This window comes from Vibrio sp. 99-8-1, assembly GCF_013114595.1.
Taxonomy (GTDB): Bacteria; Pseudomonadota; Gammaproteobacteria; order Enterobacterales; family Vibrionaceae; genus Vibrio.
Genome location: NZ_VTXE01000060.1, coordinates 1 through 12253, shown reverse-complemented (window position 1 = coordinate 12253; position 12253 = coordinate 1). Strand labels below are relative to the sequence as shown.

The following is a 12253-nucleotide window of genomic DNA, read 5'->3' as shown; positions in this document are numbered from 1 at the left end:
TCAATTTGTACTAGCGCACCCATAGATACTTCAGAAACACCGACAACGGTTCTTGCTGGAAGGTCACCTTTGAAGAAGGTTGTGTACACTTCGTTTACTGCATCAAGGTCTGCAACATCTTTAAGTTGGATGTTCACTTTAACAATATCGTCCATTACATGGTTAATGCTCTCTACGATAGCTTTGATATTGTTTAGACATTGTGCGGCTTGCTCTTTCACGCCACCTGCAACCATGCTGTCTGTTTTTGCGTCTACTGGCAATTGAGCTGCAATGTGGTTGTAGTGAGAGAAGGCAACAGTTTGTGTGTGCAGCGCATTTCTTGGTGCGTTGTCTGTGTTGTTCGCTTTGATAACAATACCGTGTCTGTCTTCTATCTCTTGCGGTGGTGTGCCGTCACCGTGAGAAACAACAACGTCCATCTGTACGCGTGCGTCCATTGGCAGTGCTGCCGCAGAAACAATAGTACGAGCCGGAACGTAAGCAACTGTTCTAGCAATCGCTGAGTCAGGGAAGAACGTGCTGTACACTTCGTTTACTGCGTCTAGGTCAGACAACTCTTTCAGGTAAACCGTTACTTTCACGATGTCATCAAATGGTACATCGATGCTTTCTAAAATGCCTTTTACGTTGCTAAGACATTGAGCCGCTTGCTCTTTAACACCGCCAGATACCATTTCACCAGTTTTAGGGTCGATAGGAAGTTGAGCAGATAGGTTGTTGTAGTGAGAGAAAGCAACCGTGTGAGTAGACATGGCACATTTTGGTGCTTTGTCGCTGCTTTTCGCTACTTTAACTAGCGGGCATGGCTCTTGTGGTGCCGTACCTTCGCCGTTAGAGATAAGTGCATCCATTTGAACCAATGCATCAGACATAGGAAGAGCCGCTACCTGAACCGCAGTACGTGTAGGTAAGTATGCTTGGAAGAAAGTTGTGTAGACTTCATTAACCGCTTCAAGGTCAGCGATATCTTTAAGGAATACATTGATTTTAGAGCAGAGAAGTTATTGTAGTGAGAAAAAGCCACAGTCTGTGTGGATAGGTCACTCATTGGTGCGTTTTCAGTGTTTCTTGAAAGTTTAATGATACCGCTCATAGGATAGGTTCCTTTTAATTTATACAGAGGATTCTAAACCGATCTAGATAGCTCTCTGCTTATTGCTGTTGGGCAATGATCGCAATAGCTTGTTATCCAGATTGGAAGTGTGTTGTGGGTTTTACTGTCTAATAGTTATCATTATTAATAACAATCAATATGGCGCACTGAGGCCAAGTCTAAATATTGATTAATATCAATAGGTTAAACTATTAGAAAAAACGGATGTTTTTAGTGGCTACATGGTAGGGGTAGCAACCACCACTGTTATGTACTCTAGATTGCAGAGAGGAACTTGGGTCGTCTCTGGCAAGAGGCATCTGACGCTTATATATGACGAATGGCAATTAAATACCATTACAACGTGAGCCTCTGAGCACATTGACACAGTATAGGATGACCATGTTTATGCAGTGAAGGTGATCACACAATTGCCGCGTAATAGGTGAAATTACTTCTTGTACTAGAAAATAGTATTAAACAGATAATAAAAAAGCCCCGAAAGGGGCTTTTTGCAACTGGTGAGTCGTGTATTACTTTTCAGCTATCACTTTTTAGCTTTCAAAAAGGTGAAGGTACTCTTCGTAACCCAACTCTTTCATCTTATCTAATGGGATGAATGTCATTGCTGCTGAGTTCATGCAGTATCTTAACCCTGTTGGTGCAGGTCCATCTTTAAACACGTGGCCTAAGTGAGAGTCAGCAAAACGGCTTCGCACTTCGGTACGAGGGTAAAGCAGTTTAAAATCTGTTTCTTCTACAATATAGGCATCGTTTAGTGGCTTAGTAAAACTTGGCCAGCCTGTACCAGATTTGTACTTGTCAGTCGAAGAGAATAGAGGTTCGCCTGACACTACATCGACATAGATCCCTTGTTGTTTATTGTCCCAGTACTCATTATTAAAGGGTTTTTCTGTCCCCTCTTTTTGAGTGACATAATACTGTAACTTGGTGAGTTGCTCTTTAAGTTCGTTATCCGATGGTTTGCTGTATTGTTTTACACTAGCAAGGCCATTTTTCTCATTAATTATCTGACGTAATGTTTTTGGCTGCTCTTTGCGATCTGAACCAAAAATTTTATCTAGGTATCTGTCTCGTCCTGACGCGTTACGATAGTACTTATAACGAATTTTACTTTTCTTATAGTAGTCTTGGTGATAATCCTCTGCCGGCCAAAATTTTTCAAAAGCGATCAATTCTGTTGCTAGCGGCTTTAAGAAAATGCCTGACTGGTCAATTTCTTGCATAAACTGTTCAGCGATTTGTTGTTGCTCTTGGTTATGGAAGAAAATAGCAGGGCGGTATTGTGGACCTCGGTCGACAAAAGAGCCTTTACTATCGGTAGGATCGATATGACGAAAGAAGTGATCTAACACTTGTTCGTAGCTTAACGTATCCGCATCATAGCTCACTTGAATGACTTCAATATGTCCCGATTTGCCAGAAGAAACCTGTTTATATTGTGGGTTGTCTAGATGACCGCCAGAGTAGCCTGAAACAACATCAACCACACCATCAAGCTGTTCTAGATCGGATTCTGTACACCAGAAACAGCCTCCAGCCAGAGTCGCGACAGCAACATTGCTTACGTTTGCTTTTTTATCAACGGCGTTGGCGGTGCCTGAAGGACTAAATAGAGCCAATACAATTGGTAATGAGATACCAACAGAGATCAGTATTTTAGATAGTTTTGTCATTATTATCCCTTTTCGAGTTATCTCTTTGATTTATTTTTGTTGAGCTGACCTCGTTGATGTCGCTTTGAATCCGGCACCTTGAAGTCACTTGAGTATATAGAAAGGGGATAAGAAGAAAAAATTACGGGTGGATCACAAAATAAAATCAGAAAGTGACTATCTATATGAAAAATAAAGGATATATTTCATGCCCTGATGGTCGTTTTAACCATGCAGGGCACGTTATGCCAGATACGTTCTATTTTATAGCACTACAAAAACTCACATCGGAAATATCCTTTTCTTTGTCATAGCTGTGGTACAGCTCAAAGCATGGTCTATCGTCCATTTCCAAACCGAGATCGACAATTTGCGAGATGTGCTCATTCCACGCAGGACCATATTGTTCTTTGTTGGTAATGGTTTTACGCATCGTGCCGTACTCACCACCGACAAATTCTTGCAGTTCCACTTCTCCTGAAACAGTGACCGGCTTAGAAAGCATCAAACAGATATCGGTACGGCACTTGTCCGAAGGGGTGATCTCTGGATTATCGTGATAGATAAATAGACAAGTAGAATCCGCGACATCTTGAGATGCTGCCCACTGATAAAGCTTATCCAACGCGGGTGGGTAGTTTTCTCCGTAAGGCCCTGTTACTCGAACAAAAGCAAGGGTTCCTGATTCAAATTGTTTTCTTTCCATGGTTATTCTCCTCTGTTTTGGTATAGGAGAAGTATATTCATTGATGTTTTCAGAGTCGTTTCCAGTGTTGCGCTGTTGGTTTCCAATATTGCTATTTTGCAAAACCTCTGAAAATAGCTGCAAATTTTCACAGTTGCGAATATCGGTTGGAGATAAGCCAAAGTATTTACGAAAAGCTTTAGAAAAATTTTGTGAGCTGGAAAACCCATAATCAAGAGCAACGGCAGTAATAGGTGGTTTTTTGTAGAAGAGATCCTGAGCGGCTTGCTGCAATCTAAGCCGTCTTAAGTACTCATTAAGAGTTTCTCCGGTAACGGCTTTAAAAACACGATGAAAGTGATAAGGGGAGAGCATAGCCATTTTTGCTACATCGTGTAGGTTAAAAGGTGAGTTATAGTTTTGTTCAAGGTAGCGAATAACAGGTTTAAGTTTTTGGTGATAGTCGGTTTTCATCTCATACTCTCCCTACAGTGATGAGATGGGATTATGACTAACTACTGTTTGTATGTACAGTTATTTACTAGGGTGCCGATAAAAAATCCCAGAACACAAAATGCTCTGGGATTTTTGATGGTAAAGATCCGTTAATTTAGTCGCGGCAACTGGCAATAATGCTCATCTCTGGGTTAATTGCAGAGGTAGTAACAGCCGAGAAGTGGATCAGAGTATGGAATAAGTTGTCATGAGAGAAGCCCCCTTTCTGTGCTTTCTCTTCGACACACTGTCTGTTAATGTTATACGCCTGCTCAAAAGAGGCATCCATCCATAAGAACCAAGGGATTTTGGTTTGTTCTTCTGGTGCCAGCGCGTAAGGCGTTCCATGCAGATAAAGGCCGTTCTCGCCTAGAGATTCCCCATGGTCAGAAATATACATCAAAGCAACGTTATACTCCTCTTTATAGGACTCTAGTTTTTTGATGGTTTCTGAGATAACAAAGTCGGTGTATGCGATGGTATTGTCATAGACATTAACAATCTCTTCGTCGCTACAGTTTTCAATATCACTCTGGTTACATGATGGGGTAAACAGCTCTTTCTCTTTCGGATAGCGTTTCCAGTACGTTGGTCCATGACTGCCTATAATATGAAAGGCAAACAATTGATTGCTGTTTTGATTTTCGCTGATCTCTTGATCAAAGTTCTTGAGCATCACCTCATCAAAACAGTATATGCTGCCGCAATATTCAGGGTTTTCACTTGGAGTAATCAATAGATTATTGATGTTTTTGGCAACGGCTTTGTCACCTCCATCGTTCTCTTTCCAAAGCACCTTAACACCCGCTCGTTGAATAATGTCTAAGGCATTATCTTGGCTGTTTGCTCGTAACTTATTATAACCTTTACGGTTTAAATTAGAGAACATACAAGGCAAGGAGTGAGCGGTTGCGGTGCCACATGACGAAACATCTTGAATCGAGATAATGCCCTGATTTTCAGTGTAGGGATTGGTATTTCGTTCATAACCGTTGTAATTGATATTGGCAGAACGTGCGGTTTCACCAACAATCAGAACCACAAGCAATGGTTTATTGTTCTCAGCCGTCATTGCAGTTGCATCTTCACCAATAATCTTATATTCCAAAGGCTCGGTGAAATAGGTTCTATCAACATATTTTACAGAATTGAAAATATGAGTAGGCACAATAAGCTGGTTTAAGTATGAGTTATTGCGGCCTACTGAAGCATATTCTTTATAGGAAGAGAGATATATCGCGGAGATAACAACAACCGCACCTATGATGACGGCTACGCGTTTAATTATTCTTACTTTTAATGATGCACTTCGATCAAAGCTTACTAATGCAATTAAGATAGAAGGTATAACCCCAAATACCACACTAAAACCGATAGAGGAGAGATTTACATAGGATAAAGCTTCCCCTGTGTTGGTCTCAAAAATGTTCTCTATCATGGAGTAATCAAAAATCACACCATACTGCAGCGTGGCAAAGCTCGTCATGGCTGAACTGGAAACCAACAGGATAAAAAATGGTTTTGTTATAAATGGCCATGTGAACAATGAAAATATAATGGCAAAAGCAGCAGATAAGAGTAATGGACTTGAGTAAGCAAAATACCCATCTCCAGTCTCTGCAGCGAGAGTAATCAATTTATCTACAACTGGGTAGTTCAGCACAAAGCCAAAATATAAAGAGATTAAAATAATAAATGCCGACGAGCTTATAGAAAGCCTTGCCTTCTTTTTAGAGAAGATATTACTCATGAGAAAAACAGTATCCCGATCCAAGTAAAGGAGGCGAATGTTAGCGCAACAAAAACTGATGCAGAACCAATGTCTTTGGCTCGACCACTGAGCTCGTGGTATTCAGTACCAACCCGGTCAACAATGGCTTCAATTGCGGAATTAAGTAACTCACACAGAAGCACAATAACCAGTACGCCAATTAGCAGGATTTTCTCAACAACAGTAACATCGAGCATCAGTGCAATAGGAGTAAATATGATCAATAGCATCAATTCTTGGCGAACCGCAGCTTCGTATTTAATGGCGGCTTTTAAGCCTTGGATAGAATAGCCCGTTGCTTTGATTACGCGCTTTATTCCGGTATAACCCGGCTTACCGTGGTTCATTTCTGTAGACAAATTAATTTACCATTTACTCAAATATTAACGAGAACTTTAATAGCACATAACAGGTGAATGTTGTGTGAACAAAAGTGTGTGATATTACAAGGTCGATTGCTGCTCATCATAAAGTAATTCACAGCGAAATTCTAATTGCTGGGCTCATTGCTCTGGCTATTGCTACACGAGTTTAGCCGAGTGCAATTGACAAAAAAGCAAATAATAGATGGAGTAAAAACCGAGTTCAATCGATTAACGGTAAGGGGTGAAGATTGAGTAATGATAAGTTGGATAATTGTGAACTAGATCGAATGAACTAAGGGAGTAATTTAATGAAGATGTTTACTATCTGCTGGATTATTAAAGAAAAATAGAAACGTAACCGCATGAAATGTGATTACGTTTCTAAATCAATAGATAACTTGTTACTGGCCTAACTCGTGTGCAGTTAGCATCGCGGCAAGGACAAGTTCAGGAGTGACTTCGAATGGCATGTTGTGAATTGTTTCGCCATCCGCACATGACGCAACGGCCACTTCCATTAATTTCTCACGGTCAATCTCTTTTACGCCCATGTCGAATAGGTTGGTTGGTAAGCCAACTGAACGGCAAAAGTTAAGAACTTCATTGATCTCTTCCATTGGTGCATTCTCTAGCACTAGTTGAGAAAGCGTACCAAAAGCCACTTTTTCACCATGATATAAGTGATGGCACTCTTCTAACTTGGTAAGACCATTATGAATGGCGTGTGCTGCAGCTAGACCTGAGCTTTCAAAGCCAATACCGGATAAGTAGGTGTTGGCTTCAATAATATTTTCAACCGCAATATTTGATAAGTTTTGCTCACAAGCAATTTTGGCTTTTAGTCCGTCAGCAATAAGTGTTTGATAACATAGTTTTGCTAGGGCTTGAGCTGAACGCGTTGGTGCACCACCGGCCATTGTCGCTTTGCCAGAAATACCGTTTGCGCGTGCTTCAAAATAGGTGGATAAAGCGTCACCCATACCTGCAACCAAAAGCCTTGTTGGGGCGCCGGCAATGATCTGTGTATCCATGATGACCATGTTAGGGTTAGATGGGTAGAGCAGGTACTCACTGAACTCGCCTTCAGGGGTATATATTACAGAAAGGGCACTGGTTGGTGCGTCTGTTGAAGCGATAGTTGGTACCACGACAACAGGAATGTCACTATAAAATGCAATAGCTTTAGCGGTATCAAGCGTTTTACCTCCACCAATGCCTATGATTGCATCTGCACCATACTCTTTTGCTATGGTCATTAGTCGTTCAATTTCTGGGCGGCTACACTCGCCAACAAATTCAGCCATTCGAAGCGCAACATCAGCCTTTTCGCAGCTATTAGAAACAGTGACACCAACTAATTCAGTGACAAATCCGTCGGCAATTGCTAACACTTTCTGACCTAATGGTTTTACGTATTGACCAATACTTTCTAAAACATTGGCGCCTTGAACATACTTACTTGGGGAAATGATGATTTTATCCATTGCTACAGTCTCTCTTTCAAAAAAAGTATAACGTATTGAGGTAGCCCATAAAGATGAGTAATTAACTTTTTAGTGAGCTAAGTAAGGTGCGAATAAAGATAAGTCGACATAGTGAAAAGGTAACGAAGAGATTGGAAATAATGCAAACATTCATGAAGACAGGCACAAACTATTGGAAAAACTCTGCTTGCCGGAGCGCTATTTTGATCGCTCTCACATAACGCGCTTTTGTGATGGCGATTGTTCCATCTTGAAAAGTTTCTTAAACCTAATTGTTTCGATTTGAAACGAAAACTAGCAACGTTGCGAAGTGATAAAAAACACAGATACTGAAGCTAATTGAAAAGTAACGATTGTCGTTGCGACAGATTTTAATCATTAAATGTAGAGAGCATATCAATGAAGAAGCTAATCAATAAAGTTGAGAATGTGGTAACTGAGCAGTTACAGGGGTTAATAGCCGCACACCCTGAGTTAAAAGTATCTTTTGAACCTCGGTACGTATGGCGCAATGATAATCAGGGAAAAGTGGCTTTGCTCTCTGGTGGTGGTAATGGACATGAACCAATGCATGCAGGGTTTATTGGCAAAGGTATGTTAACTGCAGCTTGTCCTGGTGAGGTATTTACCTCTCCCACTCCCGATCAGATGTATGAGTGTGGTAAACAAGTTGATAGTGGAAACGGTGTATTGCTATTAGTGAAAAACTATACCGGTGATGTGCTTAACTTTGAAACAGCGGTCGAATTGTTACACGCTGATGAGGTAAAAGTGGGTTTTGTTGTTATTGACGATGATGTAGCTGTAAAAGATAGTTTGTATACAGCAGGCCGTCGTGGTGTTGGCGCAACTGTACTTATTGAGAAGATGGTTGGGGCTGCAATTGAAAAAGGTCATAACTTAGATGAATGTGAAGCATTAGCAGCACGTATTAATAATAATGCTCGTTCATTTGGTGTCGCTCTGTCAGCATGTGTCGTCCCTGCTGCTGGAAAGCCCTCTTTTGTATTAGAAGATAATGAAGTGGAATTTGGTGTAGGTATTCATGGCGAACCAGGCATAGAACGAAGAGAATACACTGACGTTGATACTTTAGTTAGTCAAATGTTTGCAGAGCTTATTGATTGTCCTCCATACACTCGTACTTTGAATCAGTGGGATCGTGAACAAGGTGTTTGGAAGAGTCAAGAAGTGACTACTGAGGAGTTTGAAATTGGTAGTGAGTTAATTGTAATGGTTAATGGATTAGGTGGAACACCTAGCTCTGAACTGTATGGTGCTTATCGAAAAGTACACCAATGTTGTGAAAATGCAGGTTATAAAGTTGCGAGAAGTCTGGTTGGCGATTACTGCACATCACTTAATATGGAAGGTTTTTCAATTACACTTGTTCAAGCAGACAGTGAAATGTTGGAGCTGTGGGACGCTCCCGTGAATACACCATCATTACGTTGGGGATGTTAAGGAGTAAATTATGACCATTGAAAAAAAGCACATTCTAGTTTGGCTAGCCAATTGCGCCGAAACTTTTGCTCGTGAACAGGATTACCTGACTCAATTGGATGCGGATATTGGTGACGCAGATCATGGGTTAAATATGAACCGCGGCTTTACCCGTGTAGCGGAAAAAGTACCAACGATGGAAAAACAGAGTATTGGTACAATTTTGAAAACAACAGGTATGACTTTAATGTCAAGTGTTGGAGGGGCTAGCGGACCACTATATGGTACGTTTTTTATTCGAGCAGCAGGCGTAGTAGATGCAAAAGATTCACTAAGCAGTGAAGATGTTGCTGCTATGTTCCGTGCAGCGATGGAAGGTGTTGTCGCTAGGGGCAAGGCGGAGCTAGGTGACAAAACGATGTGTGATGTTTGGATTCCTGTTGTTGATGCTTGTGAGAAGGGCGTTGCGGCAGGTCTAGACACGCATGCATTACTTGAATTGTCTGCCAAAACTGCGGAAGAGTGTGTTCATTCAACTATTGCGATGCAGGCAAGAAAAGGACGAGCAAGTTATTTAGGTGAAAGAAGCATAGGACATCAAGACCCAGGAGCGACATCGAGCATGATGATGCTTAAAGAGCTTCAAAGTGTTGTTCTAGGGGGAAAATAACATGGTTGGTATAGTTGTTGTTTCTCATAGTCAACTTCTTGCCGAAGGGGTCGCTGAATTAGCGACCCAAATGACTCAGGGAAAAGCGGCGATTGCGGTAGCGGGGGGAGTAGATGACCCTGATAACCCAATCGGTACTGATGGTGTTAAAGTCATGGACGCGATTGAGCAGGTGTTTGACGATTCTGGTGTACTTGTACTGATGGATATGGGCAGTGCTCTGTTAAGTACAGAAATGGCACTAGAGTTATTACCTGAAGAGATCTCTAGCAAAGTCGCGCTTTGTGCAGCGCCAATTGTTGAAGGAACTATGGCAGCATCAGTTGCAGCGATGACAGGCCAGTCTCTTGAGGTCGTTAAAGCTGAAGCGAACAGTGCATTAATGGCGAAACGCTCTCATTTAGGAGAAGAAGATCCCGCCGAAGCCATTACCATACCATCAATCGATAGTGAATGTATGGTGGAAAGTGAGAGCTGGACAGTACAAAACCCACACGGTTTGCATGCGCGTCCTTCTGCTGCGATGGTGTCTGAGCTGGCTGGCTATGACGCCACAATATGGCTAGTAAAAGCTGACAAAAAGGTTAATGCAAAAAGTCTAAACGCCATTGCATCTTTGGGTGTGTTGTTAGGAGACTCAATTAAATTACTTGCCGAAGGATTAGAAGCTGAAAAAGCAATTAATGCTTTTATGCAATTAGCAAATCGTCATTTTGATGAGGACATTACGACTCGCGCTTCTTGTCAGCCAGAGATGGAAGAAAACAATAATATTCAAAGCATTGAAGGTGCGTTATCGGGCTTGTCCGTATGTGCTGGTATCGTCACGGGGCCAGTAGTGAGATACACCAATACCATGCCTGATGTTCCAGAACGCCCATTTGTAACTGTAGAGAATGAGCTGACGTGTTTTTCTTCAGCTGTTGATAAAGTAAAACAGCAATTATTACAGCAAGAGCAGCACGCGAAAGCAAAAGTGGGTGGCGAGCATTCAAGCATTTTTCAAGCACATATAATGTTGCTCACTGATCCAGAATTAGAGACATCGGTTCAGGCTTATATCGACCAATCGATGATTGTAGAGCAAGCATGGTTAACCGCAATAAAAGAGTTAGCCGCTACCTATGCCAACTCAGAGAGTGTTTATCTTAGAGAGCGTCAAGCGGACGTATGGGATGTAGGTCGTCAGCTAATGGTTGCGTTATGTGGTGAATCGGCTACGGAATTTGAGTTAGATAAACCCTCAATTCTTATTGCGGATGACCTGTCTCCTTCTGATACTGCAAAACTAAATCCAGAAAAGGTGTTGGCGATCTGCTTAAGTGGGGGTGGAAAGACATCGCATAGCGCTATCTTGGCTCGAGCAATGGGTATACCTGCATTAGTAAAAGTGGCAGGTTTAGAAGAGATTAAAGATGATCAAATTGTCACGCTAGATGGTTTTGGAGGTCTGTTATGGTTGAGCCCGGACAGCGATACGAAAAGTAAACTGGAAGAGAAACGAATCAGTTGGCTTGAGCAATCCAAAAAGCAAAAACAGTTAGCTCAACAACCTGCGTTGACAAAAGGTGGTTTAAAGGTTGATGTTTTGGCGAACATTGGTGGCTTAGAGGATGTGGCGCAAGCGATTAAGTCCGGTGCTGAAGGTGTTGGATTGTTGCGAACTGAATTCTTGTTTCAGGACTGCCAAGTACTTCCTACTGAGCAAGAGCAATATCAAACATATACTGACATTGCTTCAGCGCTTGAAGGACGCCCTCTGACGATAAGAAGCTTGGATGTTGGTGGTGATAAGCCAATGCCTGCTTATCCTGTTGAACAAGAAGAAAACCCTTTCCTCGGTTTAAGGGGAGTCCGTTTATGTCTTGCTGATGAAGCGTTGTTTAAAACTCAGTTAAAAGCCGTTATTCGGGCAGCAAGTGAGTACCCAAATATTCAATTAATGATACCAATGATAGCTACGGTGGATGAGTTGATAGAGGTCAAGTCACTCGTGGAGGAGTGTCGTGTTGAGCTTAAATTGCCAGCAGAACGTTATCCAATGAAACTGGGAATCATGATCGAAGTCCCTTCTGCGGTGCTATGCGCAGGTGACTTAGCCAAAGAAGCAGACTTCTTTTCAATTGGTACTAATGATCTTACTCAATACGTAATGGCGGCGGATCGAGGAAATCCAGCTCTTAGTGAGTTGGTTAATTATCATCAACCGGCAGTCATTAAAGCGATAGCATTCGCTTGTGATGCAGCAATTAAAGCCAACATACCTATAAGTATGTGTGGTGAAATGGCTGGTGATGAACAAGTGACTGATCAATTAGTACAAATGGGGCTGGTTAAGTTGAGTGCCAGTGCTAGCATGATCCCTGCTCTTAAAGCAAAAGTACGCACATTAGATACCAAATTAGATATGATCAGTATTTAAAATAGGTTTTACTGTTGAAAAGAGCTGGCAATTAGCCAGCTCTTTTTTTGTATGCAGAAAACCCCCAGCTAGGCTGGGGGTTCCGTAAAGCTTACAGCTATGAGTCAGTTATAAAACCCCTTTCAATTTGTTAAAACCTCCTTGTG

General features: G+C 41.7%; 8 protein-coding genes and 1 pseudogene. 3 read left to right on the top strand and 6 right to left on the bottom strand.

Annotated features, from left to right (window positions below; translation table 11 throughout):
* From F0227_RS21380 to F0227_RS21355, 6 genes and pseudogenes are all read right to left on the bottom strand, one after another.
* A pseudogene (locus F0227_RS21380) lies at nt 1-1096 on the bottom strand (Rid family hydrolase); the annotation flags it as partial.
* Between the two features lie 554 nt (nt 1097-1650).
* Entirely contained in the window at nt 1651-2793 is a 1143-nt protein-coding gene (gene msrB / locus F0227_RS21375; protein WP_171755280.1) for a peptide-methionine (R)-S-oxide reductase MsrB, read from the bottom strand.
* Between the two features lie 238 nt (nt 2794-3031).
* Nucleotides 3032-3931 (bottom strand): helix-turn-helix domain-containing protein, encoded by a 900-nt coding sequence (locus F0227_RS21370; RefSeq protein WP_171755279.1) that lies wholly within the window; start codon nt 3929-3931, stop codon nt 3032-3034.
* Between the two features lie 136 nt (nt 3932-4067).
* Complete coding sequence (locus F0227_RS21365; protein ID WP_171755278.1) at nt 4068-5702, bottom strand: phosphoethanolamine--lipid A transferase; 1635 nt, start codon at nt 5700-5702, stop codon at nt 4068-4070.
* A complete protein-coding gene (locus F0227_RS21360) occupies nt 5699-6070 on the bottom strand; it encodes a diacylglycerol kinase (protein WP_171755281.1) in 372 nt (123 codons plus the stop codon). The genes F0227_RS21365 and F0227_RS21360 overlap by 4 nt, the downstream gene beginning before the upstream one ends.
* A gap of 419 nt (nt 6071-6489) precedes the next feature.
* Nucleotides 6490-7572, bottom strand: a complete 1083-nt coding sequence (locus F0227_RS21355) for a glycerol dehydrogenase (protein WP_171755277.1) — start codon at nt 7570-7572, stop codon at nt 6490-6492.
* A 399-nt stretch (nt 7573-7971) separates the two neighbouring features.
* On the opposite strand from F0227_RS21355, the gene dhaK reads away from it, so the two are divergent.
* From dhaK to ptsP, 3 genes are read left to right on the top strand one after another with little or no spacing between them, the layout of a single operon-like run.
* Nucleotides 7972-9036 (top strand): dihydroxyacetone kinase subunit DhaK, encoded by a 1065-nt coding sequence (dhaK, locus tag F0227_RS21350; RefSeq protein WP_171755276.1) that lies wholly within the window; start codon nt 7972-7974, stop codon nt 9034-9036.
* 10 nt (nt 9037-9046) lie between these two features.
* Complete coding sequence (gene dhaL, locus F0227_RS21345) at nt 9047-9685, top strand: dihydroxyacetone kinase subunit DhaL (RefSeq protein ID WP_171755275.1); 639 nt, start codon at nt 9047-9049, stop codon at nt 9683-9685.
* Between the two features lies 1 nt (nt 9686).
* The gene (gene ptsP, locus F0227_RS21340; protein ID WP_171755274.1) at nt 9687-12107 is read left to right on the top strand and encodes a phosphoenolpyruvate--protein phosphotransferase; all 2421 of its coding nucleotides are present in this window, start codon (nt 9687-9689) and stop codon (nt 12105-12107) included.
* Nucleotides 12108-12253 lie beyond the last annotated feature (146 nt).